The organism is Micromonospora sp. URMC 103, from assembly GCF_051386435.1.
In the GTDB taxonomy this organism is placed as follows: domain Bacteria; phylum Actinomycetota; class Actinomycetes; order Mycobacteriales; family Micromonosporaceae; genus Micromonospora.
In genome coordinates this window covers 1,857,983-1,883,937 of sequence record NZ_JBPQTR010000005.1, presented here as the reverse complement: position 1 = coordinate 1,883,937, position 25,955 = coordinate 1,857,983, and the positions used below count along the sequence as shown (strand labels likewise).

33 protein-coding genes and 7 pseudogenes are annotated in these 25,955 nt (G+C 67.9%); 25 read left to right on the top strand and 15 right to left on the bottom strand.

The window, feature by feature from the left end; genetic code table 11:
• Nucleotides 1–28: 28 nt before the first annotated feature.
• On the top strand, nucleotides 29–373 hold the full coding sequence (locus tag ACSNOA_RS21915; RefSeq protein ID WP_436660978.1) for an ArsR/SmtB family transcription factor: 345 nt from the start codon (nucleotides 29–31) through the stop codon (nucleotides 371–373).
• A 33-nt stretch (nucleotides 374–406) separates the two neighbouring features.
• On the opposite strand, the gene ACSNOA_RS21910 is transcribed toward ACSNOA_RS21915, so the two are convergent.
• Nucleotides 407–691, bottom strand: a complete 285-nt coding sequence (locus ACSNOA_RS21910; RefSeq protein ID WP_436662463.1) for a hypothetical protein — start codon at nucleotides 689–691, stop codon at nucleotides 407–409.
• Between the two features lie 85 nt (nucleotides 692–776).
• Nucleotides 777–1,034, bottom strand: a pseudogene (locus ACSNOA_RS21905) (class I SAM-dependent methyltransferase); the annotation flags it as partial.
• 255 nt (nucleotides 1,035–1,289) lie between these two features.
• Here ACSNOA_RS21905 and ACSNOA_RS21900 point away from each other — a divergent pair.
• Nucleotides 1,290–1,523: a MerR family transcriptional regulator gene (locus ACSNOA_RS21900; protein WP_436662403.1), complete on the top strand. Its 234-nt coding sequence runs from the start codon at nucleotides 1,290–1,292 to the stop codon at nucleotides 1,521–1,523.
• Nucleotides 1,430–1,666, top strand: coding sequence for a hypothetical protein (locus ACSNOA_RS21895; protein ID WP_436660977.1), 237 nt, complete (start codon nucleotides 1,430–1,432; stop codon nucleotides 1,664–1,666). The genes ACSNOA_RS21900 and ACSNOA_RS21895 overlap by 94 nt, the downstream gene beginning before the upstream one ends.
• Before the next feature lie 130 nt (nucleotides 1,667–1,796).
• On the opposite strand, the gene ACSNOA_RS21890 is transcribed toward ACSNOA_RS21895, so the two are convergent.
• A complete protein-coding gene (locus ACSNOA_RS21890; protein WP_436660975.1) occupies nucleotides 1,797–2,426 on the bottom strand; it encodes a TetR/AcrR family transcriptional regulator in 630 nt (209 codons plus the stop codon).
• A 60-nt stretch (nucleotides 2,427–2,486) separates the two neighbouring features.
• Here ACSNOA_RS21890 and ACSNOA_RS21885 point away from each other — a divergent pair, with 60 nt between their 5' ends.
• From ACSNOA_RS21885 to ACSNOA_RS21870, 4 genes are all read left to right on the top strand, one after another.
• Entirely contained in the window at nucleotides 2,487–2,789 is a 303-nt protein-coding gene (locus tag ACSNOA_RS21885) for a hypothetical protein (protein ID WP_436660974.1), read from the top strand.
• Nucleotides 2,789–3,781 (top strand): ATP-binding cassette domain-containing protein, encoded by a 993-nt coding sequence (locus ACSNOA_RS21880; protein WP_436662402.1) that lies wholly within the window; start codon nucleotides 2,789–2,791, stop codon nucleotides 3,779–3,781. The genes ACSNOA_RS21885 and ACSNOA_RS21880 overlap by 1 nt, the downstream gene beginning before the upstream one ends.
• Nucleotides 3,778–4,545, top strand: coding sequence for an ABC transporter permease (locus ACSNOA_RS21875; protein ID WP_436660972.1), 768 nt, complete (start codon nucleotides 3,778–3,780; stop codon nucleotides 4,543–4,545). Before ACSNOA_RS21880 ends, ACSNOA_RS21875 begins: the two co-directional genes overlap by 4 nt.
• 127 nt (nucleotides 4,546–4,672) lie before the next feature.
• Nucleotides 4,673–5,422: a class I SAM-dependent methyltransferase gene (locus ACSNOA_RS21870; protein WP_436660970.1), complete on the top strand. Its 750-nt coding sequence runs from the start codon at nucleotides 4,673–4,675 to the stop codon at nucleotides 5,420–5,422.
• Between the two features lie 237 nt (nucleotides 5,423–5,659).
• Here ACSNOA_RS21870 and ACSNOA_RS21865 read toward each other — a convergent pair.
• Nucleotides 5,660–5,828, bottom strand: a pseudogene (locus ACSNOA_RS21865) (ArsR/SmtB family transcription factor); the annotation flags it as partial.
• Nucleotides 5,829–5,881: 53 nt separating this feature from the next.
• On the opposite strand from ACSNOA_RS21865, the gene ACSNOA_RS21860 reads away from it, so the two are divergent.
• From ACSNOA_RS21860 to ACSNOA_RS21835, 6 genes and pseudogenes are all read left to right on the top strand, one after another.
• Complete coding sequence (locus ACSNOA_RS21860; protein WP_436662462.1) at nucleotides 5,882–6,205, top strand: acyl carrier protein; 324 nt, start codon at nucleotides 5,882–5,884, stop codon at nucleotides 6,203–6,205.
• A pseudogene (locus ACSNOA_RS21855) lies at nucleotides 6,103–6,693 on the top strand (response regulator); the annotation flags it as partial. The gene ACSNOA_RS21860 and the pseudogene ACSNOA_RS21855, both read left to right, overlap by 103 nt.
• Nucleotides 6,694–6,813: 120 nt before the next feature.
• The gene (locus tag ACSNOA_RS21850; RefSeq protein ID WP_436662401.1) at nucleotides 6,814–7,536 is read left to right on the top strand and encodes a class I SAM-dependent methyltransferase; all 723 of its coding nucleotides are present in this window, start codon (nucleotides 6,814–6,816) and stop codon (nucleotides 7,534–7,536) included.
• Between the two features lie 565 nt (nucleotides 7,537–8,101).
• Complete coding sequence (locus tag ACSNOA_RS21845) at nucleotides 8,102–8,728, top strand: maleylpyruvate isomerase N-terminal domain-containing protein (RefSeq protein ID WP_436660969.1); 627 nt, start codon at nucleotides 8,102–8,104, stop codon at nucleotides 8,726–8,728.
• Nucleotides 8,729–8,824: 96 nt separating this feature from the next.
• Nucleotides 8,825–9,379, top strand: a complete 555-nt coding sequence (locus ACSNOA_RS21840; protein WP_436660968.1) for a site-specific integrase — start codon at nucleotides 8,825–8,827, stop codon at nucleotides 9,377–9,379.
• Nucleotides 9,300–9,521 carry a tyrosine-type recombinase/integrase gene (locus tag ACSNOA_RS21835; protein ID WP_436662400.1) on the top strand — a complete coding sequence of 74 codons (222 nt, stop codon included), beginning with the start codon at nucleotides 9,300–9,302 and terminating at the stop codon, nucleotides 9,519–9,521. The genes ACSNOA_RS21840 and ACSNOA_RS21835 overlap by 80 nt, the downstream gene beginning before the upstream one ends.
• A gap of 88 nt (nucleotides 9,522–9,609) precedes the next feature.
• On the opposite strand, the gene ACSNOA_RS21830 is transcribed toward ACSNOA_RS21835, so the two are convergent.
• Both ACSNOA_RS21830 and ACSNOA_RS21825 read right to left on the bottom strand, forming a co-directional pair.
• The gene (locus ACSNOA_RS21830) at nucleotides 9,610–9,810 is read right to left on the bottom strand and encodes a hypothetical protein (protein ID WP_436660967.1); all 201 of its coding nucleotides are present in this window, start codon (nucleotides 9,808–9,810) and stop codon (nucleotides 9,610–9,612) included.
• Between the two features lie 119 nt (nucleotides 9,811–9,929).
• On the bottom strand, nucleotides 9,930–10,697 hold the full coding sequence (locus ACSNOA_RS21825; RefSeq protein ID WP_436660965.1) for an NADPH-dependent F420 reductase: 768 nt from the start codon (nucleotides 10,695–10,697) through the stop codon (nucleotides 9,930–9,932).
• A gap of 106 nt (nucleotides 10,698–10,803) precedes the next feature.
• On the opposite strand from ACSNOA_RS21825, the gene ACSNOA_RS21820 reads away from it, so the two are divergent.
• Nucleotides 10,804–11,439 carry a TetR/AcrR family transcriptional regulator gene (locus ACSNOA_RS21820; RefSeq protein ID WP_436660964.1) on the top strand — a complete coding sequence of 212 codons (636 nt, stop codon included), beginning with the start codon at nucleotides 10,804–10,806 and terminating at the stop codon, nucleotides 11,437–11,439.
• Between the two features lie 339 nt (nucleotides 11,440–11,778).
• Here ACSNOA_RS21820 and ACSNOA_RS21815 read toward each other — a convergent pair whose 3' ends face one another.
• On the bottom strand, nucleotides 11,779–12,057 hold the full coding sequence (locus ACSNOA_RS21815; RefSeq protein WP_436662399.1) for a transketolase C-terminal domain-containing protein: 279 nt from the start codon (nucleotides 12,055–12,057) through the stop codon (nucleotides 11,779–11,781).
• Between the two features lie 823 nt (nucleotides 12,058–12,880).
• Here ACSNOA_RS21815 and ACSNOA_RS21810 point away from each other — a divergent pair.
• Nucleotides 12,881–13,724: pseudogene (locus tag ACSNOA_RS21810) on the top strand (IS5 family transposase).
• A gap of 39 nt (nucleotides 13,725–13,763) precedes the next feature.
• Here ACSNOA_RS21810 and ACSNOA_RS21805 read toward each other — a convergent pair.
• Both ACSNOA_RS21805 and ACSNOA_RS21800 read right to left on the bottom strand, forming a co-directional pair.
• Nucleotides 13,764–14,096, bottom strand: coding sequence for a hypothetical protein (locus ACSNOA_RS21805; protein ID WP_436660962.1), 333 nt, complete (start codon nucleotides 14,094–14,096; stop codon nucleotides 13,764–13,766).
• A 722-nt stretch (nucleotides 14,097–14,818) separates the two neighbouring features.
• A complete protein-coding gene (locus ACSNOA_RS21800) occupies nucleotides 14,819–15,205 on the bottom strand; it encodes a styrene monooxygenase/indole monooxygenase family protein (protein ID WP_436660961.1) in 387 nt (128 codons plus the stop codon).
• Nucleotides 15,206–15,235: 30 nt separating this feature from the next.
• Here ACSNOA_RS21800 and ACSNOA_RS21795 point away from each other — a divergent pair.
• Nucleotides 15,236–15,677: pseudogene (locus ACSNOA_RS21795) on the top strand (styrene monooxygenase/indole monooxygenase family protein); the annotation flags it as partial.
• A 490-nt stretch (nucleotides 15,678–16,167) separates the two neighbouring features.
• Here the strand turns inward: ACSNOA_RS21795 and ACSNOA_RS21790 are convergent.
• Nucleotides 16,168–16,923, bottom strand: a complete 756-nt coding sequence (locus tag ACSNOA_RS21790) for a class I SAM-dependent methyltransferase (RefSeq protein ID WP_436660959.1) — start codon at nucleotides 16,921–16,923, stop codon at nucleotides 16,168–16,170.
• A 118-nt stretch (nucleotides 16,924–17,041) separates the two neighbouring features.
• Here ACSNOA_RS21790 and ACSNOA_RS21785 point away from each other — a divergent pair, with 118 nt between their 5' ends.
• Nucleotides 17,042–17,977, top strand: a complete 936-nt coding sequence (locus tag ACSNOA_RS21785; protein WP_436660957.1) for a helix-turn-helix domain-containing protein — start codon at nucleotides 17,042–17,044, stop codon at nucleotides 17,975–17,977.
• An 87-nt stretch (nucleotides 17,978–18,064) separates the two neighbouring features.
• On the opposite strand, the gene ACSNOA_RS21780 is transcribed toward ACSNOA_RS21785, so the two are convergent.
• The 3 genes and pseudogenes from ACSNOA_RS21780 to ACSNOA_RS21770 all read right to left on the bottom strand — a co-directional run bounded on the left by ACSNOA_RS21780 (nucleotide 18,065) and on the right by ACSNOA_RS21770 (nucleotide 20,168).
• Nucleotides 18,065–18,580: a polyketide cyclase gene (locus ACSNOA_RS21780; protein ID WP_436660955.1), complete on the bottom strand. Its 516-nt coding sequence runs from the start codon at nucleotides 18,578–18,580 to the stop codon at nucleotides 18,065–18,067.
• A gap of 108 nt (nucleotides 18,581–18,688) precedes the next feature.
• Nucleotides 18,689–19,522, bottom strand: a pseudogene (locus tag ACSNOA_RS21775) (IS481 family transposase); the annotation flags it as partial.
• Nucleotides 19,523–19,610: 88 nt separating this feature from the next.
• Nucleotides 19,611–20,168, bottom strand: coding sequence for a hypothetical protein (locus ACSNOA_RS21770; protein ID WP_436660953.1), 558 nt, complete (start codon nucleotides 20,166–20,168; stop codon nucleotides 19,611–19,613).
• Nucleotides 20,169–20,803: 635 nt separating this feature from the next.
• Between ACSNOA_RS21770 and ACSNOA_RS21765 the strand changes: the two genes are divergently transcribed.
• Genes ACSNOA_RS21765 through ACSNOA_RS21755 form a run of 3 tightly spaced genes read left to right on the top strand, consistent with a single transcriptional unit; the run spans nucleotide 20,804 to nucleotide 22,205 of the window.
• The gene (locus ACSNOA_RS21765; RefSeq protein WP_436660952.1) at nucleotides 20,804–21,154 is read left to right on the top strand and encodes a PadR family transcriptional regulator; all 351 of its coding nucleotides are present in this window, start codon (nucleotides 20,804–20,806) and stop codon (nucleotides 21,152–21,154) included.
• A complete protein-coding gene (locus tag ACSNOA_RS21760; protein WP_436660951.1) occupies nucleotides 21,151–21,420 on the top strand; it encodes a hypothetical protein in 270 nt (89 codons plus the stop codon). Before ACSNOA_RS21765 ends, ACSNOA_RS21760 begins: the two co-directional genes overlap by 4 nt.
• Before the next feature lie 5 nt (nucleotides 21,421–21,425).
• Nucleotides 21,426–22,205: a hypothetical protein gene (locus ACSNOA_RS21755; RefSeq protein WP_436660949.1), complete on the top strand. Its 780-nt coding sequence runs from the start codon at nucleotides 21,426–21,428 to the stop codon at nucleotides 22,203–22,205.
• Between the two features lie 113 nt (nucleotides 22,206–22,318).
• On the opposite strand, the gene ACSNOA_RS21750 is transcribed toward ACSNOA_RS21755, so the two are convergent.
• The gene (locus ACSNOA_RS21750; protein ID WP_436662398.1) at nucleotides 22,319–22,891 is read right to left on the bottom strand and encodes a GNAT family N-acetyltransferase; all 573 of its coding nucleotides are present in this window, start codon (nucleotides 22,889–22,891) and stop codon (nucleotides 22,319–22,321) included.
• A gap of 377 nt (nucleotides 22,892–23,268) precedes the next feature.
• Between ACSNOA_RS21750 and ACSNOA_RS21745 the strand changes: the two genes are divergently transcribed.
• Both ACSNOA_RS21745 and ACSNOA_RS21740 read left to right on the top strand, forming a co-directional pair.
• Nucleotides 23,269–23,577: a hypothetical protein gene (locus tag ACSNOA_RS21745; protein ID WP_436660947.1), complete on the top strand. Its 309-nt coding sequence runs from the start codon at nucleotides 23,269–23,271 to the stop codon at nucleotides 23,575–23,577.
• A gap of 2 nt (nucleotides 23,578–23,579) precedes the next feature.
• Nucleotides 23,580–24,101, top strand: coding sequence for a hypothetical protein (locus ACSNOA_RS21740; RefSeq protein WP_436660945.1), 522 nt, complete (start codon nucleotides 23,580–23,582; stop codon nucleotides 24,099–24,101).
• Nucleotides 24,102–24,160: 59 nt separating this feature from the next.
• On the opposite strand, the gene ACSNOA_RS21735 is transcribed toward ACSNOA_RS21740, so the two are convergent.
• Nucleotides 24,161–24,313 carry a hypothetical protein gene (locus ACSNOA_RS21735; protein ID WP_436660944.1) on the bottom strand — a complete coding sequence of 51 codons (153 nt, stop codon included), beginning with the start codon at nucleotides 24,311–24,313 and terminating at the stop codon, nucleotides 24,161–24,163.
• A gap of 313 nt (nucleotides 24,314–24,626) precedes the next feature.
• On the opposite strand from ACSNOA_RS21735, the pseudogene ACSNOA_RS21730 reads away from it, so the two are divergent.
• The 3 genes and pseudogenes from ACSNOA_RS21730 to ACSNOA_RS21720 form a co-directional block, all read left to right on the top strand.
• Nucleotides 24,627–24,860: pseudogene (locus tag ACSNOA_RS21730) on the top strand (GNAT family N-acetyltransferase); the annotation flags it as partial.
• Nucleotides 24,861–24,930: 70 nt separating this feature from the next.
• A complete protein-coding gene (locus ACSNOA_RS21725; protein WP_436662461.1) occupies nucleotides 24,931–25,071 on the top strand; it encodes a hypothetical protein in 141 nt (46 codons plus the stop codon).
• Nucleotides 25,072–25,319: 248 nt separating this feature from the next.
• Entirely contained in the window at nucleotides 25,320–25,943 is a 624-nt protein-coding gene (locus ACSNOA_RS21720) for a hypothetical protein (RefSeq protein WP_436660942.1), read from the top strand.
• The last annotated feature ends 12 nt before the right edge of the window (nucleotides 25,944–25,955 follow it).

The following is a 25,955-nucleotide window of genomic DNA, read 5'->3' as shown; positions in this document are numbered from 1 at the left end:
GCAATGGGATGGCCGGTATGCTCCCAACATGCACACGTCGCTGCCCGACTTCGACATGCCCAACGAGGAGCAGGTGCATCTCGCGGCCGAGACGTTCCGGCTCCTGGCCGACCCCACCCGGATCAAGGTCCTGTGGGCGCTGTTGCAGGGCGAATCCTCCGTCGCCTGCCTCGCTGAGCTGGCCGGAGCCGCCCCCACAGCGGTCAGTCAGCACCTGGCCAAGCTCCGCCTCGCCGGACTGGTCAAGGGGCGTCGCGAGGGAACCTTCGTGTACTACTCCGCCGCCGACGACCACGTCCGAAGACTGCTCCGGCAGGCCCTATTCCACGCCGACCACATCGACCGCAACCTCACCGAAGCGCCGACCGCATAGCCACTGGCCAAGATGAGGGATTGGTTGCGGACGTCAGCGGGTAGCCGCGGCGAGGAACATGGGGACGGCGACCATCAGGCGGCCGTTTTGGGCACGTCGGGCCTGCTCGCTAACCCATGCCTCAGCCTGCTCGGCGCTAACGGCGCCGATCTGATGGGCCGCTTCGGCGTGTCCGGCGAGCAGCGGCTGCATCGTGGCGTCGGTGAATATCGCGGTGTGGACCTCGAGCTCGACGTGGTGAAAGCCGGCGTCTAGCAGCAGGTTGCGGTAGGCGCGGGCGATGCGGGGGTGGGCGATGGTGTCGGCGCGGGCGTGCACCCATGCGGCGCGTGAGGTCCGGCCGGTCGGAGTCGATGATCATCATGTCCCAGTCCTGACCGAGCAGCACGATGCGGCCACCGGGGGTCAGTACCCGGCGGGCCTCGGCCAGGGCGGCGGATGGATCGGGCAGCACGTGGTACACCTTGTCGGCCCGGTATCCGTGGACCTCCCCCTCGTCAAAGGGCAGCTCGGCGGCGTCGGCGGCGCGTAGGTCCAGGTCAGGAAACCGGCTGCGGGCGGCGGCCAGCATCGCCGGGTCGAGGTCCACACCGATGGCGCGGGTGTCGTGCTGGGCGAGTTCGGCGACGGCGCGACCGCCACCGCAGCCGACGTCGACCACCGTCGTGCCGGGCTTCAGCCGGAGCAGCTGGTAGCTGCGCGCGTAGCGCGACGGCGCCGGGCGTTCTCAGCGGCGTCGAGAATCCGGACGAGCCGTTCGGCGTCGGTGTAGTCAGTATGTGTGTCGGCCATGCGGCCTACTGTGCAACTTCAGGCGGACCTGAAGTCAAAGCTGATCAAGTCAAGGGGAGCATGAGCCTGAAGTTGGTGAGGCCGATGGAGTACTCAATCGGGGAACTGGCGGCGCGCTTTCGGCCTGGCCACGCACGTCCTGCGGCATTGGGAGGATGTGGGACTGCTGTCACCGGCGCGGCGGGTGGCCGGCCGTCGCGTGTACGGCAGCGCACATGTGACCCGGCTAGCCGAGATTCTGCTGGCTAAGGAGGCTGGGTTCAGGTGGAGCAGCTGCGGGAGCTGTTTGACGCTCCGGATCGAAAGCGACGGCGGAATCTGCTTCGCAGCCAGTTGGCGCAGGTGCAGGAGCGCATAGCTCGGCTCACGGTGTCGCAGACGTTGCTGGAGCACGCGTTGCGATGCCGACACCCGGATTACCAGTCGTGTCCACAGTTCCAGGCGATGGTGCTCGCTCGGCTCGACGGGATTGAAACGGCCGAGGCTCTGGATCACCTGTGACCCCAGCCAGAGACTGCAATGCGGCTGGGCGAGGGCGTTGTACTGCTGGTGTCGCAGGCGCAGGCGAGTGGCAGGCGTGGCGGCGATTGCGCGGCCTGAGACCGAGGACGGCTCACCACTTGCGCTTGCGCTACCGACAGAGTTGCCCGTGGAGTGTGTCGTAGACCCACTGTTCCCAGCGATCTTGGATCCAGCCCCGGTCGCGGACGAACAGCAGGTACAGCTGCGGACTTAGCAGCCCGAAGAGCAGGTCGGCAGCGTGCTCGACAGGCAGGTCTGCCTTGGCGCCGGGCTTGGCCACGAGGCTGCGCGCCGCGACGGTGTGGACTTCGAGGCGCGGATCGCTGTCCTGCGGCCACATGCTGGCCAGGCTGAGGTCCTGGGCGGCAGCGGCGCGTAAGACGTCCATGATCGGCGCGACCCGCTGGAGCATCTCGCAGGTGCCTCGCACGTGTGCCCGCAAGTGCGCCTCGGCGGTGTCGGTCGCGAGGGCGTCGAGGAACCAGGCCCGCTGCATCGTGGGAATCGGCTCGTCGTCACCGGCGATGGTGACGTCAACCAGCTCCTTGAGCAGCGAAGGCTTGTTGCCGAAGGCGAAGTAGATGGTTTGCACCGCGACGCCGGCCCGCTCGGCGATGCCCTGCAACGTCGTAGCCCCATAGCCCTGATCGACAAACAGTTCGTACGCGGCCTGCAGGATCCGTCGCCGAGTCTGCCGCGACTTCTCGCCTTTCTTGCCACTGCTCTTGACCAGTTGCATACCTGTACTCTATCACTAGAGTCAGACTCTATAGACCGGTTCTAGAGAAGAGGTACGGAGATGGCTCTCATCCGGACGACGCGGTTCACGGCCGATCCTGCGGACGCCGACACCGTGCTGGAGCGGCGCAGCAACCTGCTCGCGGCGGTCAGGGCGGCGTTCGCCGGTCCGACCGAGACCCGACTGATCCGCGTCGACGAGCGGACCTGGGTGGACATGTGGCGGTGGGACTCGCCCGAGATCCTGCAAGCCGCTCTCGCCGGCGCGCCGAGCCTGCCGGAGGCCGCCGCGGCGTTCGCTGTCGCACGTGATGTCAGCGCCGAACAGGGCGAGCTGATCGACGAGGACGGCTGGACCCGATGATGAACTCCAGCCACCTGGCCGTCGAAGCTACGGGCCTGGTGAAGACGTTCGGCACGACCCGAGCCGTGGACGGCATTGACCTGAGCATCCCCGTGGGTTCGGTGTACGGGTTCCTCGGCCCCAACGGCGCCGGCAAGACGACCACCATCCGCATGCTGGCCACGCTGCTGCGCCCCGACGCCGGCAGCGCCCGGGTGTTCGGCCACGACGTGGTCAGGCACGCCGCTGCGGTACGTGACCGGATCGGCCTGACCGGGCAGTACGCCTCGCTCGACGACGGGCTCACCGCACGAGAGAACCTCGTCCTCCTCGGTCGGCTGCATGGCCACTCCCGCGCCGGTACGGCAGCGCGGGCCGAGGAGCTGTTGAACGCCTTCTCCCTGACGGAGGCAGCCGACCGTTTGGTCAAGACGTACTCCGGCGGCATGCGGCGCCGGCTGGACATCGCGGCCGGACTCATCGTCACTCCCGATCTGCTGTTCCTGGACGAGCCCACCACCGGGCTGGACCCGCGCAGCCGCAACGACGTGTGGAACCTGGTCGGGGACCTCGTCGCAGAGGGCGGCACTGTCCTGTTGACCACTCAGTACCTCGACGAGGCGGACCAACTCGCTGACCGCATCGCCGTCATCGACCACGGCACCGTCATCGCCCAAGGCACCAGCGGCCAGCTCAAGGCACTGGTCGGAGGTGGGTCCCTGCACGTCCGTCTGGCCGAGCCCGACGACCGGGCCGCGGCCGAAGAGTTGCTGACCCAGGCGTTGCACGGGCCTGTGGCGCGCGTCCCCGATCCAGCCGCCCTGACCGCACAGGTGCCGGATAGCGGGCCGGCCGCCGCCGAGGCAGCGGCACACGCGTTAGCCGAGCTATCGCGGGCCCAGATCGAGGTCACCGAGTTCACCCTCGGACAGCCCAGCCTCGACGAGGTGTTCCTCGCCCTGACTAGCCGTCCGGCCGCCGCTGACGCCACGCGAAGGGAAAAGACTAAATGACCACGCTCGACACCATCACCGGCACCGGCGCCCGACGCCCCGGGGCGTTGCTCGCCAACCGCCCGCGACCGTCCCGGCCCAGCACCCTGACCGCCAGCCTGGCGTTCGCGGCACGGGCCCTGCTAAAGATCAGGCGTACTCCCGTTCAGATCTTCGACATCGCCGTCCACCCAGTTGTGTTCACCCTGATGTTCACGTACCTGTTCGGCGGCGCGGTCGGCGGATCGACCGGCAAATACGTCGGCTACCTGGTCCCGGGGATCCTCACGATGACCCTGCTGGTGACCACCGGCACCAGCGGCGCCGCGCTCAGTATCGACCTCGCTAGCGGCGCGTTCGACCGGTACCGCACTCTGTCAATCCGACCCGCCGCCCCACTCATCGGGGCAATGCTCAGCGACACCGTAAGGTACGTGCTCGCCTCGGCGGTGGTCGTGGGGCTCGGCCTTGCGCTGGGGTTCCGCCCGCACGGCAACGTCCTCGGTGTGGCGGCCGCAGTGTTGCTTGTGGTCGCCTTCAGCGTCAGCCTGTCCTGGGTGTGGACGACACTGGCGCTGCTCATGAAGTCGCCCGGCGCCGTGCTCGGCGTGACCCAGGCGCTGCTGTACCCGCTGTCGCTGTTCAGCAACATCTTCGTTGATCCGGTCACACTGCCCGGATGGCTGCAAGCCTTTGTCGATGTCAACCCGGTCACCCATCTGGTGACCGCCGCCCGAGAGCTGATGGCCGGCGGCACGCCGGGCCCCCGCTCGCCTGGATCCTGATCGCCTGCACGGTGCTGACGGCGGTCTTCGCGCCGCTATCGGTGCGCCTGCTCCGCACCAGCTGACGACACGGTACGCGGCCGAGGGGTGCCGAGCGCCTTTCCGCCGCCTGCTCGAAAGGGACAAGATGATCGACACGACAACTGCTAAGCAGCGCTGGCTTACCGCCCTCTGGCCATTCGTGCAAGCCCACCTCCCACCGGCACCATCCCGGGTGCTTGAGATCGGATGCGGCCCGACCGGCGGCTTCGTCCCGGCGATGCGAGAGCACGGCTATGACGCCGTGGGCGTGGACCCGGCCGCACCGCTTGGGCCTGGCTACCATCAGACGGAGTTCGAGAACCACAAGCCAACCCCTACGGTCGACGCCATCGTGGCCTGTACCTCGCTGCACCACGTGAGCGACCTCGACAAGGTCCTCGACCGAGCCGCGGCGGCCCTCGCACCGGGCGGCGTGCTCATCGTCGTCGAGTGGGCGTACGAGAGGTTCGATGAGGCAACCGCGCGGTGGAGCTTCGAGCGGCTGTCGAACAGCCGTGACTGCGACTGGCTGCACGGCCACCGAGAGCTGTGGCTTGCATCTGGGCAGCCATGGCAAACCTACCTCGACGGCTGGGCCCGACGCGAAGGTCTGCACACTGGGAACACCATCGTCCAAGCGCTCCAGGCCCGGTTCCGCACGCGGCTGTTTGCTCACGCGCCGTATTTCTTCCCCGACCTGCACCCCGTCAGCGACACCGACGAGCAGGCGGCCGCCGAGTCCGGCGAAATCCAAGCCACGGGCATCCACTACATCGCGACCAAGCCGGCAACCAGCGTTACCCCGATCGAGACGGTTCACAGTGCGTCAGCGTCGACGGCAGAGCCAAGCTATTGAGCAGCAATTACGCACGCTTCAGAGGGCCTGGCCTCCAGTGACGTCCGACGTCCCCGGCTGCCCGTTCCGGCGGGCAACGGTAGAGGCGGGCGCACCAGTTTGAGCACCCGAGGCGCGGCATCTAAGGGAGTCACTGCGGGGTGAAGCAGCAGGCACATCCCGGCTGGCAGCCGCAGGAGTCACCGCTGTCTGTGGCATCGGTGAGGGGCGCGGCGCAGCAAACGTCGCCCCGGGCGTCGGGCAGGCGGCCGGATCGACGGCGAGTACCAGACCGAGCAGGTCGTCGAGCGCGTAGGCGAGGTGAGGGTCGGCGAGCTCGCAGCGGGTTCGCCGGCCTTTCGGGGCGGCCACGACCAGCCCGCAACCCGCGTAGGCACGCGAGGTGGTTCGAACGGTTCTGGCGGGTGCAGAGCCGCCCTCGGCCTGGATTCCGCGACGCCTAACCTGGGAAGGAGCACCATGGCCGAGCCAACCAGCCCCATCACCGTCCACGTGCCCGACGCCGACGAGGTCGTCACCGGCCTCCGCGACGCGCTGACCGGCGTCCTCGACGCCACCGACCTCGCCAAGATCGACCCCGACGCGATCGGCCCCGACACACCGCTGCTCAGCCTGCCCATCGACTCACTGACGCTCCTGGAACTCATGACGATTCGACGCCGGTGCGCACCGGGTTCGGGCTGGTGCCCGAGGAGACCGGCGACATCGAGGTCGTGGGGGAGGCCGCCGACGGCCCGCAGGCCTTGGACGTGGTGCCCTGCAGCCGGCCCGATGTGGTCCTAATGGACGTGCGGATGCCGGGCCTGGACGGCATCGAGGCACCCGTTGCATCCGCTTCGGCCCCACGCGGCCCGCGTGATCATCCTGCCCCTCGACCTGGACGAGGTACGTGCTGGCCGGGCTTCGCGCCGGAGCCAGTGGCTTACTGCTGAAGGACGCGCTCACCGCCGACCTGATATCCGCCGTACGCGTGGTGGCTGCCGGCGAGGCGATGGCCGCACCCAGCGTCCCCCGACGCCTCTTCGCGCACTACCTCGGCAAGACCCCGCCACGGCCGGCGATGGACCGGCGGCTGGCGGCACTGACCGAGCGCGAGCGGGAAGTGCTGACCCTGGTCGCGCGGGCCGTCAGACGCCGAGACCGCGCCAGCGCTCTTCGTCTTCGAGAGCACGGTCAAGACCCACCTCGGCCGGATCCTGACGAAGGTGAAGCTGCGGGACCGAGGGCAGGCGATCATTCTCGGTTACGAATGTGGCCTGGTCGTGACCGGCAACGACCGACAGGCGGCCGGGATAAGCCCAAGCTACGGTTCCCACACCTCACCTGGTTGTCGAGCCCCTCGGGCGTCGTCTAGAAGGCGCCCTGAGCGCTGCGGCAGGTACCCTTGGCCGGTGTTCTCGGCCCAGGGTCCGTCTCTACGTGAACTCCGCATCCAGGCCTTTTCCTCGGTCGAGCGCGGCTATGACCTGCTAGCTCCGAAGTTTGACCACACACCCTTTCGCACGCCGGACAGCTTTCTCGGCGCGACCGCCGACGCGCTGTCCGAACTCGGGCCGTTCCGCCACGGGCTAGACGTGTGCTGCGGTACCGGCGCGGGCATGGCGGTTCTCAGGTCTGTGTGCCAAGGAGACATCACGGGCGTGGACTTCAGCGCTGGCATGCTCGCGCAGGCGCGGAGCGCTCACCCGGACGCCACGTGGGTTCGGGCCGATGCTCGGGCCTTGCCGTTCACCGAGTACTTCGACCTCGCAGTCAGCTTCGGAGCACTCGGGCACTTTCTGCCCACCGAGCGACCGGCGCTCTTCGAGGGGGTGTACCGAGCGCTGCGCCCCGGCGGGCTCTTCGCCTTCCCGATCGGTGCACCGCCGCCGCTGGCCTCGGTCGCCCACTGGGCCACGCTCGGATTCGACCTGGCCATGCGAGTGCGCAATGCCGTGTGGCGACCCCCGTTCGTCATGTACTACCGCACCAGCCCGCTGCCCGCAGTCCACGACAACCTGACAGCGGCCGGCTTCACCGTGACGGCCGTCGCCTTGACCGTCCTGGGACAGCGCCGGGACGGCGGCCCACGGTGCTGGCTGATCCTTGCGCGCAAGCCGGCAGACTCTCACTGATGCCCGACTCGCGGACCGTGTCGCCGCCATTGGTTCGGGATCTTCGACGGCGCTGTGCGAGACGTTCATCGCCGAGCCGCATCGGGCAGGTGAATCTGCCCAGGGTCGTGTGATCCGTGATGCTGTGCACATGAGTAGTCCTGTCATCGCCGCTGGACGACGACACCCGTTGGGACTGTGTGCCGACGGCACGGTGGTTGCGGCCGGCACGGGGGCGTCTGGTGAGTGCCAGGTCGACGATTGGGGTCAGGTGATTGCCGTGGCGCCGGGCAACGTGCATACGGCGTCGAACAGTGGAAGGTGCCACAGCGTCGGCCTGCGCGCGGACGGCACTGTGGTAGCGACGGGTGGAACGGTGACGGGCAGTGTGACGTTGCGAATCCGTCCCAGCACCTGCACGACAGCCGGCCTTGGTTGCTCAGTCGACCCGGTCACAGTGGGTGACCCCTGAGCGACTGGGGCGCACACTCACATGCCGATGTGCGGGCACTCCAGCCGACGAACTGCCCCTCGCAGGTAGAGGCACCCATGACAACAAGTGCCCGCAGGGCATAGCGTGCACTCGATGATCCGATCTGCCTTCCTCGACGCCGCCGAGACCGCCGCAGCTCTGTTGCGCGAACCGATACTGGCCGAGCGATGGTCCACGCCCAGCGCGTTGCCCGACTTCTCGACGGGCGGCCTGGCTCGTCATCTTGCCTACCAGGTAACTCACACGGTGACCCTCCTTGGCGCCGCGCCAGGACAGTCGGCGATCTCGGTGCTGCAGCATTTCACTTCCAACACCTGGGTGACTTCAGGCGTTGACAGCGCTGACAACATCGGCATTCGGCGCCGCAGCGAGCAGGCAGCCGCGTCGACGACCGCGGCGGACCTGGCGGACACCGTCGATGCCGCGTTGACCGAGCTGCGGGCCGTAGTGCCAGCACAACCTCTCGACCGCATCGTGGACCTCGGCGACTGGGGCCTGAGGGTCGATGACTTCCTATTGACCCGAGTCATGGAGCTGGTCGTGCATGTCGACGACCTAGCCGTCAGCCTCAGCTTGCCGACGCCATCGATGCCCGCGGCAGCGGCTGAAGCGACGATCCATCTGCTGAGTAGCCTCGCCGCCTGGCGACACGGTTCCCTGAACGTGATACGCGCACTGGCTCGGCAAGAACGAGCTCCCACCTCAATCGCCGCCCTCTGAATGCCGGATACCCTCTCGCGTCGCCGAGACAGCGCGCCCTCATCTGCCGCTCCGGGTGGGCTGGCGTTCATCGCCGTTGGTGACGCACGGTGATGTATGGCTGCCTTTCCTGCTTCCGCTCCCAGCCTTGTACCGACCGATCAGCTCGTCTTGCGCGCCGCGGTGTCCGCCTCCCTGGGCCGCTACCGTGGGCAGACTCGCGTCCATACCGACTCCGACCTGCGGGTTTTCCTACGCTGGTGTACCGACCAGGTTCTCGACCCGCTGGCTGCCGCGCGGGTGGACACCGAGCGGTACGTGCGCTGGCTTCAGGACGTGCGTCGGTACCAGGCCTCCACGGTCTCGCGGCGCCTGTCAGTGGTGCTCGGGTTCTATCGGGTCTGCGTCATCGACGCCATCCTGGAGCACTCGCCGGCCGACTACGTCCGCCGGCGCACGGTGCCGGCCGAGTCGCCGACCCTCGGGCTGGGTCACCTGCAGTTCGAGGCGCTGATTACTACCGCCCGACTGTCGAGCAACCCGAACGACTTCGCCCTCGGACCGGCACGCCGCCACCCGCCGGCTCAAGCACCTGGCCCAGGCCGTAGGGATCCGGATGCCGAGGATGCATCCCCACATGCTGCGTCACACGTTCGTGACGACGATGCTTGACGCCGGCCTCAGCCTGCGCGACGTGCAGATCGCCGCCCGCCACGCCGACCCGCGAACGACCATGCGCTACGACCGGGCCCGCAAGAACCTCGACCGGCACCCCAACTACATCCTGGCCGCGTACATGGCCTCCGGGACATAGCCAGCCGCTCGCGCCTCTGCCGATGGGACGATGCTACATTCGAGCAGGTCCAAGCAATCCTGCAACGGCGCGGACGCGGAACCGGCGGTCAGCACGTCAAGCAGCGCACCCGCAACCCGTACGTCTCCGCGGCATGATCTACTGCGCCGCCTGCGATGAGCGGCTCGTGGGTGATTTCCTTTGAGACCACCCACTTGTCTCGGGTGTTCCAGCGCATGACGCCGGTGTGGCCCATTGCCACATCGTCGACGTCGAGCAGTACCTCGTCGGTGCGTTGCTTGTTCCACACCTGCCGCCCTGTGTAGCGGGGGTTGGTGAGGATGATTCCGTCGTTGCCGGGTGCCGCGAACGCGGCAATGGCGTCGGATCGTCTCCGCCGGGCAGGCGCGCCTGCCCGGCGGAGACGGCTCAGTACAGCCGGTCGGCAGGGAGCTTGCGGGTCGTCTCGGCTAGTAGGGTGCGCACCCGGTCCGCGGGCAGCGGGACCCCCGGGTCCTGCGGAGGCATGGCGGTCGGCGGGAGACCGGCGCGAATCTGCTCGCTCAGCTCGACCGATGCGGCCACCAGCGCGGCGGGGTCGGCGAAGTATGGCACCACGAACGGATCGGTCTCGGGCTCGAAGCGCCAGCTTTCGGCTAGAGTGCCGGCGTCGACGGTGTCGAAGCCCAGTCGATCGATCAGGGCGGCGGCACTCGCCTTGGCCCGCGGGTCGTCGCCGGCGATCGGCAGGGCGGTGCGGTCGGCGGCACCCGACGGGCGGGCGAGCGCCGGGATGTGCTGGTCGCTGATGTTGTTGAACGCCTTGACGAGCTTCGATCCGCTCAGGTGTTCCTGGATGAGTTCGCTCGAGGTGAGCTTGCCCGTGTCGAGCACCTCGAAGGTACCGTCCCGGACCGGGTAGTAGTTGGTCGTGTCAAGCACGACCTTGCCGGCCAGGTCGGTGGCGGGAAGCTGCGGGTATGCGCTGAGCGGGATGCTCACGACCACCCAGTCGCCGGCCCGGGCCGCCTCCTGCGGCGTGGCGGCTCGGGCGCGCTCGCCGAGCTGGGCGACCGTCGTGGCCAGGCTCTCGGGCCCGCGGGAATTGGACATGACGACGTCGATACCGGCGGCGATCGCGAGCCGGGCGAGCTTCGTGCCGATGCTGCCGCTGCCGATGAAACCAAGTGTTGCCATGGGTCTCTTCCTGTGAATGCATTAACCGGAGCAAGCGCTCCTGTTGAAGCGTAGCATATGCGGAGCGAGTGCTCCGCATAACGCTGGTTGCGATACTGTGAGACGTGTGACCGTCGCCGATCAGCCCACGCCGACGCCGCCCGCCAGGCGAGCCCGTCGCGCGGACGCCGCGCGCAATCGCGCCGCAATCCTCGAAGCCGCCGGTGCCGTCTTCGCCGAGTTGGGCGGGTCGGTGGACGTTCGCGAGATCGCCCGGCGCAGCGGCGTCGGCATGGGCACGCTCTACCGCCATTTCCCCACCAAGGACGACCTGCTCGCCACCGTCCTGGAGCAGGAGTTCGTCTCGTGGCTCACCGCCGCTCATCAGGCGGCTACCGCCACCGCAGACCCCTGGCAGGCGCTGACCGGCTTCTTCGAACAGACGCTCACCAACCAGGCCCGCAACCGCGCTCTCGTGGAGAGCTACGCCGCAACCGGCGGCCCCTCCCAGGTGTGTGCCGAGCAGCGCGACTTCGTTCTCGACGACCTGCGCACCCGTTGTCAGAGAGCCGGCCTGCTGCGCCCCGGTGTCACCACCGCCGACCTGGTCCTGCTTCTCACCTCGCTGAGCCAGACCGTCCAGGCTGACGACAGTCGACCTGGCCAGTGGCGTCGCCTGCTGCGAATCTCACTCGACGGGCTCAGTAGCCGCAACACTGCGCCGCTGCCCGAAGTCGGCGGAACTGCCGAGGCAACGCAATGATGTGAAATGGCTTCCTTTGGGCGAGTGGGTAGAGCGGTGGAGGGCCCGGGCGGGACCGGGGCGTTCTGGGACGAGCGGCGTATGCCTGGTCAGCGTGCGCTGGCGGAGAAGGCGGAAGGTTTCGGGGTGGCGTGGCATGCGGTTCTCCGCGCCTGGTGGGTGAGCCGTTGGATGACTGCCCGACGGGTTTCCGCCGTTCTACGGCGCCTACGTGTGGCCGTGGCTGCTCTCGATCATCGCAGCGGCCGCTTGTCGGCGGGCCATTCCGGGCGTCGGCCCAGCCGCGCTGCGGCGTGCCGATCGTCCGGCGCCGACTCGATCGACGCGACGAGGGCTGCGTCAGCCGCGGGCTAGGGACCGGGCGGCGGAGGCGAAGTGGTCGGCGTCGATCCCCGCCCAGGCGAGCTGCTCCTTGCGCGACCCGGAGCCGGGCATGCCGCGTACGGCGAGGTGGACCAGGGACGGGGTGGCTCGCCCGGCGGCGATGAGGCTGTCCTTGACCGCCGAGCCCAGGCCGCCCTCGGCGCGGTGGTCCTCGGCGACCACGATCCGGCCGGTGGTGGCCGCGGCGGCGGGGATCGCCTCGTCGTCGATCGGCTTGATCGAGAAGCAGTCGATGACCCGGGCCCACCGAGCTGGCTACCGAGGCCACGTAGGGGCCCGGCGTGCGTGAGTCGGGGAGCGGTGTGAGAGCACAAAACGGCCATGAGCTAACGGGCGCCCATGCCCGGCGATCTTTTTTGGGCAAGTCACTGCCGGTGCTGTTTCGTAGGTCTGCTGGGTGACCTCTACGAGATCCGCTGGAGGAGCACTTTGTCGACCGTGAAGAAGTCGCAGCGCAGGATCGGGCGGTCAGGAACTGCTTCAAGGTCGGTCCGGACCGCCGCCGCGCCGGGTGGTCGAGGCCTGCGCGGTGAAGGACCTCCACACCGTGCTGGCCGCCACTTAATGACCGAGGCCGACCAGTTCACCCCCGGATACGCCGATGCCCCCACGAGGGATTCTCGGCGGCGGCCGCAGCAGCACACCTCACGGATCTGCGCGTCGACCGCTGACCGGCCGGGCCGCGCGCGGGTACGCGCCAAGCACACCGAGAATCTCCGCGCCAAACTCAAACGCCTCGCCGCCCGCCAGATCCTGGCCGAACCCGAGCCAGGCCTGTTCACCCTCGACTCGCCACCGCCGGCCGCATAGCCCCACGAGCAGGGCCTCTAACCAACGGCCACACCCACAGCGGATAGAAAATCCCGAACCACCCTCAGAGGCCGAAAACTCCTTATAGGGTTAAGCGGGGCATATGGTCGGTGCTGGGCTGAAGGTGCTGCTGAATGCGGCAGCCTTAGTGCCCGACATTCTTCCCGTGCTAGCCGAACTAAGGACTGACAGGAATGCGCCTTGCCGCGATCTTTGTGGGGGTCTCAAGTGCCTGCCGCCGTAGTTGATTCGTCGCTACGAGTTGTCTGACGTCGAGTGGGAAGCCCTGTCGAGGTATCTGCCGTCGGCAGTGACCGGCGGGCGGCCGTGGGTCGATGACCGGCGGGTGCTCAACGGGATCGTATGGAAGATCCGGGCCGGGGCAGCGTGGCGGGACGTGCCCGCCCGGTACGGGTCCTGGCAGTCGATCTACATTCGTTTCCGCAGGTGGGCCCTCGATGGCACCTTCGAGCGGATGCTGGCCGGGGTGCAGGCCGACGCGGACGCGGCCGGGGACATCGACTGGTTGGTGTCGGTGGACTCGACGATCGTGCGGGCCCACCAGCACGCGGCCGGGGCTAAAGGGGGCGGCGAGAAACGGACGAACCACAGGATCACGCCCTCGGTCGATCTCGAGGTGGACTGACCACCAAGATTCACCTCGCCTGCGACGGCCTCCGGCGGACCTTGGCATTCGTCCTGTCCGGCGGCAACGTCAACGACTGCAGCCGCTTCCCGCACGTCATGGCCGCTCTCCGGGTCGAACGGTCGGGGCCGGGCCGGCCCCGGGTCCGCCCGGATCATGTCATCGCCGACAAGGGCTACAGCTCCAAGGCCACCCGGGCCGACCTACGCCGACGCGGCATCGGGCACGGATCCCCGAACGCGCTGACCAGCAGGCCAACCGACGCCGGCGAAGCAACCGAGGCGGTCGGCCACCAGCGTTCGACAAACAGCTCTACAAACGGCGCAACGTCGTCGAACGATGCTTCAACCGGCTCATGCAGTGCCGCAGTAGCCACCCGCTACGACAAACAAGCACGTCCTACCAGGCCACCATCACCATCGCCGCGCTACTCCAATGGTTGTGAACCTTTGAAGACACGGCCTAGAAGGCCAAGTCTCTACCACTAGTCGGTCTTGCGGCCAGAAATCGAGCTCTGAGCCGTATTCGTGGCAGCTCGGATTCCGAAATAGGCTGTTGTCATAGTGCCGATGGCAGCAAAAGCGCTGGTCAGTATAGCCACAGATTGAGCCTCTGCCGATGCGGAATCCATGACAATTAGACCGACGATCGCTGCTGCGATTATAGTGGCATCGCCGATGGCCACCGCCAGGAGCCCTGCTATCGCCCGCGACTTCTGAACGTCGTTCGAACTTGGGGTTGGTTCGAGCCGCTGGCCCTCCATAGGTTGATCAGAACCTATCGGTTGACCCGACGGCTCAAGCAGACCTTCGGCCATGGCACCTCCATTCCGCTCGGCCATCGAGGTGGGCGCGAGCGCCGGGACCCCGCGGTACGCCTTTCATAGTGGTGCGAGTCGTTCGCGCAAGGCCCTGGACTGAACGTTCCGTCCCGTCACTGCGCGGCTCGGCCGAAGCAACCAGTGCCAGTGACAGGACCTCTGCAGCGCCTCACCCTGCTTCCGGGGGACGGGTCCCTTCTCGAAACAGGCCTCGTTGGCAATCGCCCTCAGTCTCACCCGTCACAGACGGCGATGCTCTAGTTTCCGCAAATCCGTGCCGGGAAAAGGTGGGCGACGGCTTGGTTTCAGCGCTTTGTCGGACCACTTGTCCCGCTCGCGCCGGACGGAATGGACCAGACTTCCCGGGAACGTCCGAACAGACACCGCAGGTGTGAATCCGGATATGGCGCGCCAGGCCGCTGTACTTGTTGTTAGACCTCATTCTCCTCGCTCTTGAGATTGCTGGAGGCGATTTCAGGCTGTGGTGGCTCGGCGCTTCGGGGAGCGATCGGCGCGAGCCGGATCGGTAGTCAGTGCTCATGACGGCCTGGCATTCAACGAAGGTGTACGCGTTCGCGTTCGGGGGAACGGATGGCATTGGGGGTGTCCCACGAACTGTGCCACACCTCTCAAACCGCACTCGCCTACCGGCTCGCTCCGGCACCCAGACGGGCTGCTGTAGCGCGGCAGCTCGCTGAGGTGCGCCATCGCGCATGCCCCTACCTACGAGCGATTGCGATGCTCCACGGGGCGGGTGGCCGCGAGTTCCCATGACCCAATGGAGAAGGCGCGCGGCGCTGATCCCTCGCACCGCACCGCCACGCTGGCCGGGCCGGCACAACGGAACTGCAGCACCACCGAGCTGCAACTTGCCTACTCAGCCGCTTCCTCATACCACCGTTGAAGCTGACGTGCGGGACCGGCCACAGCGGGTCCGGGGTCATGCCGTGGACGTAGGCGACCGCGAGGCCTCGCTGGGGTGCGGTGTACACCGATCGCTGCGGGTCGCGGTCAAAGACACCCACGAGGTCGCCCTTTCCGGCGGCGACGATGGTCAGGTCGTAGTGGCGCAGCTTGGTCAGGCCGTCCAGGTCCGCGGTCGTCATTCCCTGGTAGTGAACGGTGCCGCCGCGCTGCTTCCCGTGCTCGGGGAGCTGTTCGTGATTCCCGCGCTGACCCTGCCCGGGCCCTGCGAGATCCTCTTCTGGGAAGCGGTCCCCGACGGCCCGCTCGACCTGTGGAAAGACCGCCTGGACCCAGCTGAGCACCTCCAAGCTGACCCTCGAGCTCCCACGGCAGTACACGCCATGGATCTACGACCGGTGCGCCGATGTGGAACTGACCGACGGACGCGCCACCCTGTCCGGCAGATACACCCCGACGGTGCGCCACCCCGTGGCCGAGCTGCCCTCGGGCGGGCTCATCCTCGGCATGGCCGACGTCGTCGTCGCTAACGACCCCATCACCGGCCAGGGCAGCAACACCGCCGGCCAAGTGCGCCTACTCCTACCTCGGATCATCCTCGAACGAGGTGACCAGCCATTCGACCGCGAATGGATGAGCCAGACGTTCGAAAGCGCGGTCAAGCACGGGCAACGCCGATCGATATGCCATGAGGGCATACAAGAAGATCCCCACCGGCGTTTCCGCTGGTGGGGATCTCTGTAGCCCGGCGAAAGGCTATGTGGCCAGGGGCGGGGTCGAACCGCCGACCTTTCGATTTTCAGTCGGGAATCGCCGGTCACAACTCCTCGTTCTCGTCGTCCGAGGGAGCGGGGTGCCCGCTGTACGCCTCCCAGGCCTCCCGCAGGGTCCTCCAAACTGGTTCGTAGGCGGTGTGCTCGGCGAGGTGGTCGGGCAAACTGCCGGTAGTCGGTGCCGGTGGTAGGCCAGCATTCGTCGTCGGCGGCGTCGCGGGCTAGGTCACCGATCGGGTGGCTGGCGTCGGCGTGGCTCGCGAGCCACGCGGTGAAACTGCCGTCCGGCGCGGACGTCTTGGGTGTGGTGAGAGCGACGCCGAGCTCGGGGTTGGTGGCGTGGTTGGGCTGGTCGACACCCCCCATCAGGCTCAGCTCAAGGGGCGAGTTGCCTGCACGAAGGTGACCCGGCCGAACCTTTGGTCGGCGTGCGCGATCTCCCGGGCGTCGCCGAACCCGGCGTCCGCCAGGAGCGTGATGATGCCATCGCCGTGGTTGCGGGCCACGACCGGGCTGTGCGTCCCCCTGGAAGGCAGGAGGCGGGTCAGGTGCCGGAGGCCGCGGACAGGGCTGTGGCCATGGCGGTGCGTTGGTTGCCCGGGGTCCTCGAGGTGGGAAGCTGGGCCGCCGAAATCGACGATCGTTACCTTGGCTCCCGGCCGAAGAGCACGCAGCGCGTCGCGTGCGAACGCGATCCGACCGTCGTCATCGATGTGATGCAGGGCCAACGACGAGACCACGTGGTCGAGCGAGGCGTCCTCAGCGGGAATCCGGTCGGCATATCCCTGGACGAGAGTAAGAGCGACGCCGCGGCGTTGCGCCTTGCGCGCGGCTCTGCGCAGGGCGTCTCCGTCGGGGTCGAGGCTGGTCACCCGCGCGCTCGGCTGGGCCGCGAGCACGGCGAACGAAAGGTTGCCCGTGCCGCAGCCGACATCGACCACCGTCTGGCCGGGCTCGATTCCGGCGAGCTCGACCGCGCGTTCGTGCAGTGCGCGGACGCCAGCCACCCGGGTGAAGGCGTCGTAGAACGGGAGAAGCCAGGTCTTTCCCGCGCCCGGCAGGAACGGACGGTCCCGATCCTCCGGAGTTCGCCGGTCGAGGATGCGTATGCGGTTCGAAGCTGCCATGGGTGCCTCCTGGTGTACGCGGTGTCGGTCTGCCTCGACGGTCCGTGACAGGTTCGGTGTCGTCACCTTCGAGTCTTGGATAATCTGCGGGTACTGAGCAGGACTTAACTTGGAAGCCATGGGACATTCTTTGGTCAGCGACTCGCCGGGAGGCCGGTCGAGGCTGCACACGGTGCGGCCCGACGGGACGCCGGTCTACCGCTACCGGCAGCGCCCCGGCCTGCCTCCTGTTTCGGTGACCCGCTCCGACACCGAAGCCGCCCACTCCAGCCTCCCGCCGGACCACCGGCACGCCCACGACTTCTTCGTTCTGGTCTATGTCGAGGAGGGCATGGGCTCGTTCACCGTCGACAGCGCCGAACGACCGCTGCGCGCTGGCGAGGTCCACGCCCTATCGCCCCGGCAGGTTATCGGCGTCGCGACCGCGGCCGAGCTCACCCGCGGCCGCGCGTGGTCGGTAGCGTTCATACCGGACGCCGTTCCCGCCCTGAGATCGGTCTCCCCACTGGTCTGGATGCACCATCCGCTCCTCGCCCTGTTCGCCTCCGAGGCGGGGCACGGTCGGATCGCAGAGCCCGACCAGGCGAACTGGTCGGCGTGGCTGGCGGACCTGGCCGAGGAACTCGCCGACCTAGGCCGTCTCGGCGCCCCCGAGGCCGTCGCCGCGCTGCTCACCCGGCTTCTGGTCGCGGCCGCGCGACTGGCAGCCAGCGCTCCGGTCACGCCGGACCCACTCGTCGAGCGGGTCTTCGCCGAGATCGAGGCAACCTTCCGCGAACCGGTCTCCGCCGCCGACGTCGCCCGCACGCTCGGCTACACCCCCGGGCACCTCACGACCGTGCTCCGACGGCGCACCGGCCGCCCCCTGCTTGAATGGATCACCGAACGGCGCATGACCGAGGTCCGGCGAATGCTGCGCGAGACCGACCTGTCGCTCGACGCCGTGGCCGCCCGAACCGGCCTGCGCGACGCCACCTATCTCGTCCGCCGCTTCCGCGACCGCTACGGCATCACCCCGCAGCGATGGCGCCGCGCCCAGCGAGCATGGCCATGACAGTGGCTATCCCGCACATGGCCCAGCCCGGACGCTGGCCATTGCCGGTAAGCGACCGGCTATGGCCGATGAGCGCGTGTCAGGTCTTCATCCGGTAGTCGTGCAATGGTGGTGGCGCTCGGCGAGCTCCTTGAGGTTCAGCAACTGTCGTCGTGCCATGATCAGGTCGCCGATCGATAGCCCGACAGCGGCCCAGCGGCTTGTCTGCATGACTACCTTGAGCAGTAAACGCGTGGCGTTGTGCTCGTGGGGCACGAGTACGTAGGACATGAAGCCACCCATGATGTGGCCCGTGAGCTGTCGCTCAAGCTCGACCGAGACAATCCTGCCCAGCTTCCGTCCGCCCGCGGTAGTGAATGCTTCTCCGACCTCGGGCTGCGGAAGGTGCAGCAGCTGTCGAGGTGAGCGGCGGCCAAGGTTGTCGATCCAGTCATACGCGTACGGCGCGATTCTCACTTGGGCAACCCATGGCCACACCGCTGCGACGGGCGCCTCTACGCGCACCCCCCGCCATGCCCGCAAAACGGGTGAGACCACGAAGTCATCGCACGGATAGGAGAGCGACATCTCACCGTTGGTCACGCCCCACCGGTCACCGATCATGCATCCATTCTCCACCGTCGGACAGCATCCGGATCTGCCGCTGATAGGCGCGGCATCCGTGAGCGCGCCCGGTCCACCGTCGGTCTGCGGGAGCAGATCGGGAGCGTTCTAGGTGTACTGCCCAGGGAGGTTGGTCAGCCTGGGCGATGGGGGGCCGGCCTGCGGTGGCGGTGTGGGGACGGTGGTGATTGTAGTGGTGGAGCCAGGCGGGTAGGGCTGCTCGACGGGCGTGCTCTGAGCTGTAAAACCGTCGCAGGGCCCAGCCGTCGGTCATGGTGCGGTGGAAACGCTCCACCTTGCCGTTGGTTTGGGGCCGGTAGGAGCGGGTCTTTTTCGGTCGGATGTTGAGCTGGTGGCAGGCGTCGCGCCAGGCATGTGACTTGTAGGCCGAGCCGTTGTCGCTCAGGACGCGTTCGACGCTGACACCCCGTTCGGTGAACCAGGCGACGGCGTTGCGGAGGACGTCGATGGCGGTGGCGGCGGTTTCGTCGTCGCGGATCTCGGCGTAGGCGACGCGGGAGTGGTCGTCGATGACGGTGTGCACGAAAGCGGTGCCGATGCGGGTTCGTATCGGGTGTTGCGGGCGCCGGTGCGTCGGGCGGTGGCTTGCCGGTGACGTTTGCCCTGGGCTCGGCCGACGTAGCGCCAGCCACCGCCGTCGGGGATGCTGCCGTACTTCTTGACGTCGACGTGCAGCATCGCGCCGGGCCGGTCGTGTTCGTAGCGGCGGACCGGCTCGCCGGTGGCGCGGTCGATGTGTGACAGGCGGTTGATCCGGCAGCGGGTCAGCACGGCGTGCACGGTCGAGGCCGGCATCGCCAGCCGACCGGCGATCTGCACCGGTCCGAGGCGCTGCTGGAGCTGGTTCGGCCATCCTCGCCTCCGCGTTGCCTTCGATGATCCATGGCGACCGTACAGCCAAGCCGGCCGACTGACCCGTTCACAGGCCGACGCGAGGCGACGGGACGAGCAGGCCAACGGCAGCCACCGACCGCGACCGACACCAGTCTTGATCTTTGCAAAGCAGGGGTTAGAGCTTTCCGCATGGTTGGACGGTCCGGTGTCCCAGCCGGTTGGACACGGCGGCGACGAAGCCAGGGTCGAGCATGGGCCAGTTCCAGAACTCGAATCCCAGGTACCCGAAGGCCCAGGGCGGGCTCCATCCCCACTCGTTGATGCCGACAGGCCTGCCGCAGTGCCTGCATGCACGCACGCCGGTCCCACCCATGTACCACTCGTCGATGACCGGTGAGAAGTCGCTCCATGAGTCTTGGTCCTGACCGTCCACCACGATGGCGTTGCAGTGTGGGCAGACGACCTGGTCGACGCCCATCGAGTAGAACACTGACTGCCCCGTGACCATGCGGAACCCGTTGGTGGCAAGTTCGTGCAGGTCATCCCATGGTTCGACGGTCGCAGCGGCGTAGTTCGGCCCGGGGCGGTGCCCATGGTTGCCGAGGATGCACTCCGTCGGTTCGGCCACGACGATGCCCTGCTCAACCAGCCACGACAGCACCTCGGCCCCCAGATGGTCAGCATCTTCGGGGGTTGCCTCGACGTCGGCAATAATCTCGAACCATTCGCCCACTGCTCACTCCCTCCGCCCACGGTCCGGCGGACATCCTGACAGCAACGAGTGACGGCAACAGGCTCGGACTCGACAGGACCGAGCAGGACGCCAACCGGCATGAGACAAGAGGGCAGGCCGTCAACCGGACGGATCCGGACCACCTCGCCGAGGCTACGGATCAGAGGACCGGCCGGGCCATCTACGGGCCACAAGTTGGTGTCACCGGAGGCCAAAGCAGGCCACCAGAGAGCCCACCGAACAGGCGTAACGCGACCCTTCGAGCCGATCTTGTGCGATTCCCAAGCTGCCAGTCGCTGACCCCAACACGGCGCCAACAGTCGCCAACGAATCAACGTCGGCCACGAGGAGGGGAGGCGAGGCGGGTGATGGCCCCTGCGGAATGCTCCTACGGATCAGAAGGCGGGACGATGGCGGCCCAGTTGGTGGGTGGGGCACCGATGACGCTGCTCTCAACCGCCGGCATCGCAGGAGTGAAGTCGGGCCCGTTCAGGTCTCCGGCGTCCGCCGCGTCACCGTCGCAAACGACCACTCCTCTGTCGTCGACTCTGCACGGGCCGAAGGTCGTGTGAATCCAGCGGCGTGATCCACCATCCGGTGCGGCAGCATATCTTCTCTTCCACTATATTGGGTGGATGAGTTCTCGGGCGATGACGGAACCGGCCTTCTTCATCCTCACCGCGCTGCTCGACGCTCCGCGCCATGGCTACGGGATCGTTGCGGAGGTGGCAGAACTGTCGCGGGGGAGGGTGCAGCTAAAGATTGGCTCCCTGTACGGGGCTCTGGACCGACTTGTCGGCGAGGGCCTGGTCGAACTGGACCGCGAGGAGGCGTGGCAAGGACGGTTGCGCCGGTACTACCGGTTAACCGAACAAGGCCGCGACGCTCTCGAAGCAGAGGCTCAACGGCTGGCCGCGAACGCGCGCCTCGCCTCGACCCGGTTGCGCGACCAGCGGACCCCGATCACAGGGGCGGCGTCGTTGTGAGCCGGCTGGAGGAGCGCTACCGCTTCATCCTGCGGCTGCTGCCCGCCGCCTACCGGCAGGAATGGGAAGACGACATGGTCGCCGCCTTCCTGCGCAGCATGGACACCGGCGACCCGGAAACCACCGCGTACGCCGCAGACTACGGTCGGCCGAGCCTGTCGGAGGTCGCCAGCATCGTGTCCCTCGCCGTTCGGTTGCGTCTCGGGGGGCTGACGCGCCACCCCGCTCGTACGCCTGGGGGCAAGCCGTGCGACTGGCGACCCTGATGGCGATGCTGACCCACGCCATCATGATCACCACCAGTATCGCCGTCTCGTTGTGGCTCTCCGGGAAGCTCCCTTGGTTGCCAACTCCCGCATCCGAATGGGCGATCAGTTCACCGCCGAGCATCTGGCACACTGCGTGGAACCTGGCCAGCTACGCCTGGTTACCGGCCTATATCGCGCTCGTCCTCGGACACCGGCGCGTGGCCCAGGCAGTCGCGCTGCTTGCCATCATGCCTCCCGCCATCACTACCGCCGTGGAACAAGCCACCGGTGACGTACCGCTGTCCGTGTCGCCCTGGGCGATCCTGCTCATCGACGTGGTCCTGCTCATCGCCATGTCGGCCTTTCACCACGGCGCTCCACCGGTGCCGCGCCGCCCCTGGCTCCTCGCGCTGCCGGTCGGCATCCTCCTCGTCCCCGTGCCGCTGTTCACCATCCAGGCGACCACACCGACGCTGAGGCTTTTGGACTGGCCGGGCCTGTCCTGCGCGGCCGTTACTGCCGCCATGGTGATACACCTGACCGTTCGGGTATCCCGTCGTCGTCCTCGCACGCTGCCATGGTCACTGGCGCTCACCCTGCTCGCCGTAGCCACGCTCGCCCTGCGAACCGCAACCCTGCCCGACTACAGCGACCAGGCACAGCACACAACCCTCGCCACGATCGCGTCCGTGCAGGCAATCGCCGTCCTAGCGGTGGGCGTACCGCTCGCCGTGCTAGCCATCCGAGCGCTGCGCCGACTTCCACCGCCCGCCACCCGGAGACCCACCACATCGACCGAATAGGAACTCGCCCAACTCGGCGCCACAGGCCCCCCAGTCTTCACGCGTCGCCGACATCCCGATCCAATAGGTGGCGGCGAACGCACTCACGTGGCGAGATCCGGATGTCGAGTGCCTTAGTCAGTAAGGGAAGGCCGACGGGCTACCCGGGCGCGATCATTACCGAGGTCGTGCTGTTGACGTCGATCAGTGGTCAAGTCGGCAGTGGCGTACCGCGGCGTCACCGGGCCGCTGACACGATGGGTCATCTGCCTCCGGATCGTTGGAGCGCGCGTAGCCGTTCGCCGCGCAGGCCGACGCAGTCGTGAACGCAGAAGACGTCGGAGTAGACGAGGGTGCCGTGCATCCAGTCCTCGTACGCTGACAGCAGGACGACCTGGTACGCGCCCGGCGGGTACCGCAGCGTCGGCGGCCGGAAGCCCAGCCGCTCGGCGTTGTCGAAGCGCCGTGTGCCGTAGTAGCCGGGCGTGCCCCTCTAAGAACACCAGCGGTATGCCCTGGGCGTCGGCGGCGGACATGGCGTGGCCGATCAACGCGTTGCCGATGCCGGATCGCTGGAACTCCGGCAGGACGCCGAGCGGCGACAGGGTGTACACGGCCACCAACCGCTCTGGAACGTCCAACCGGCAACCGCTGAGCATTACGTGCCCGACGACCCGTTCGCCTTCCGAATCTTCGACGGTGGCCACCAGCGACAGTGGTGGCAACGGCGCTCGGGCGGTCCGCAGGTCGTCGACCAGGGCCGGCACCCGGTCTGGATGGCCGAACGCGCGGGTGCGCTGGTATGACGAGGAGGGCTTGGACGGGCTGAGAGACTGGTCGCACCGACCCCAGGCGCATCCAGCCAGACCCCTGCCGACGTTGAGCGGCGATTTGCCACCTGCGCCGAACACATCCCCCGGTGGGGGCAGCGACGGTTGCACTACGAGCTGGGCCGCCTCGGTTGTCCCGGCCCGATTCCATCGTTGAGCACCATCTACCGGGTGCTGCTCCGGCACGGGCTGTTCGACCTGGTACCCCGCCAGCGGGCGGGGAGGACTACCGGCGGTGGCAGCGTGAGCAGCCGATGGAACTCTGGCAGATGGACATCGTGGGTGGGGTCATGCTCGCCAACGGGCGCGAGGCCCGAGTCGTCACCGGCGTCGACGACCATTCCCGGTTCTGCGTCATCGCCGCTGTCGTCCCTCGGGCCCCCGGCCGGGCAGTCTGCCTCGCGTCCCGGCGCGAGTACAACACCGACCGGCCGCACCAATCCTTGGACATGGCCTTTCCAGCGGACCGGTTCACCGCCGGCCCCACCGACCCGCAGCTGCCGCTGCGACTGCCGCCAACGCTGACTGCGGATCCCCCGGGCCGGACGCGCCGTCACCGGTGACCGTGCCGAAACCTCGGCCGCCACACGATCAGCAGCCTGCCGCGGCGCCGCTGCTGGTCTCGGCCAACAGTGTCGACCCGGTCAACCTTGCCGTCGAGATCACCCGCACCGTTCCCACCTCCGGCGACTTCGCCGTCTGCGGGCAGCAGTTCTGGCTCGGCCCAGCCAGAGCTGGGCTCACGATCGGATTCTGGGCCGACACCACTGTCGTCCACCTACTCCTCGACGGCGTCTCCCTCAAGACCGTCCCGTCCCGGCTCACCCCCACCCACCTGCGCGACCTCCTCGCCGACGGCGGCCGCCCCGCCGGGCTGCCCCCGGTCACCGCCGGCCCGGTAAAGCCCGGCGCCGCCGTCGAGGTCGACCGTCTCGTCAACGCCACCGGACTGGTCAGCCTCGCCGGCTGGCAGGCCCCCGTCGGCTACCACCTGGCCGGCCGGCGCGTCACCGTCCGTCTTGACCGCGGCGTCCTGCACCTGCTCGACACCGACCGACCCCGTTGCGCAGCCTGCCCAACCCGCTGACCCCGACCGAACAGGCACGCCTTCGCGATGCCAGCCCCGCCGGATTGCCACCGCCACCATCAGCAGAACCGCCGCGTGTCGAACGGCGCGTCAGCAGTCGTGGTGGCCTCGTCATCGCCGGCCAGAAGATACACGTTGGCATCGGCCACGCCGGCCGAACCGTCACCGTCGAAGACGGCGGCAGCACCTTCCGCGTCCGCGACGGCGACCAACTCCTCACCGAGGTTCCTCGCACCACCAGCAACATGGCTACCCGGACCGCCCGGTGGGCCGAGCCGTCCGACGCCGGCTCTCACACCGCCGCGCTGGTCGGGCGTTGGCTGCTCGGCGGCTGGAGCACATCCGACCATGCCGCAGTCCGTGCGCGCTGGTCGCGGCGATGATCGTCACGCCGTGTGAGCGTCGTGTGTTCGCCGGCGCGCACGCTCGTGCCGGTGCCGGTGCCGGTGCCGGTGCCGGCGCCGGCGCACCGCAGGGCGCCGGGCACACTGTCTTCTGCCTTCGGGTGGCAGGCAGAATGTATTGATGGCGACGATACGGTTGTTCGAAGATGCAGACGCTACGGTCGTGGCCGATTTGATCGGATGCTGCTTGCGTCAGGTCAACAGCCACGATTATCCAGCCGATGTCATCGAGCGGATGTGTGCCCATTTCTCACCGGTACGCATCAAGGAACTCGCCACGGAGAGACAGATGTTCGTCGCCGAGTCGGATGGGATCGCCGGCACGGTCTCCCGTGAAGGCAACAAGGTCTACACCATGTTTGTGCACCCCCGGACCGCCGGGCGGGGCATAGGGCGACGCTTGATGCGGTATCGAGGCGCTGGCCGTGATCGACGGCTACGACTACATGGAGACCGGGGCCAGCATCACCGGGCACGGGTTCTACCACCGGCTCGGCTATGTCGACGTCCGTACCAGCGAGACGGAGTTCGGGCTCAACTACATCCTTCGCAGGCGCTTGACCTGATGGAGCAGTCGCCCGCAACCGGACGCGACGAGCGGAAACCGGCTCAGCAGGCGCGGCTGGCCCGCATCCTCTTCTGCCGCGTTCCGCGGGGGACGACCTACCGCGCGGATGGTGACATCTGGATGATCTCTGTTCAGCTTCAACCCGTGCGATGAACTTGCAGATTGGCGCGAGCCTGTTCCGGCGCCACGGGCGAGACGAACCGCCGACCAGACCGATGGGATCTTGGTTGTACTACTCTTCGCGCCATGGCCTTGCGTCCGGACCAGTTCTATGACCACGCGGTAGCCGTCGCTGACAGCGAGCGGCGGCTCCCGCTGGCGCGCATGACGGGATGGGACATCAGCCCATTCGAACAGGATGCATTGCGCGTCGCGCCGCTGCGCCCGCCGGTGCTGCCCGAGCCCGCCCGGCACGGCGAGGATCCGGCGGAGTGCCGGAACTGTCAGGAGCGCGACGAGGGCATCTGGTTCAACGATCACTGGCGGCTGGCTCGTGTCCCGGGAGTGGGCGTGCCGCTGGTGCTGATGCTGTACCCGCGCGATCACTATGACATGGCGGAGCTCCCCGACGATCTCGCCGCGGAACTGGGACTGCTGACCACCCGAATCGTCCGCCACGTGCAGGCTCTGCCGCACATCTCGCGAGCCCACGTCTACCGCATCGGTGACGGCGCCGCTCACCTGCACGTCTGGATCTTCGCCCGGCCGGAGGGCCAGGCGCAGCTCTACGGATCCTGGCTGGTCGTCTGGGACGACCTCCTGCCGGAGTATCCCGCCGACGTCGCCGACGCGGACGCCGCGATCGTGGCTGATGCCCTGGTCGCCTCGCATGGGGGCCGCCGATCGGCCGCCGCCCCACCCCGTGCCTGACCGGCTGTCCGC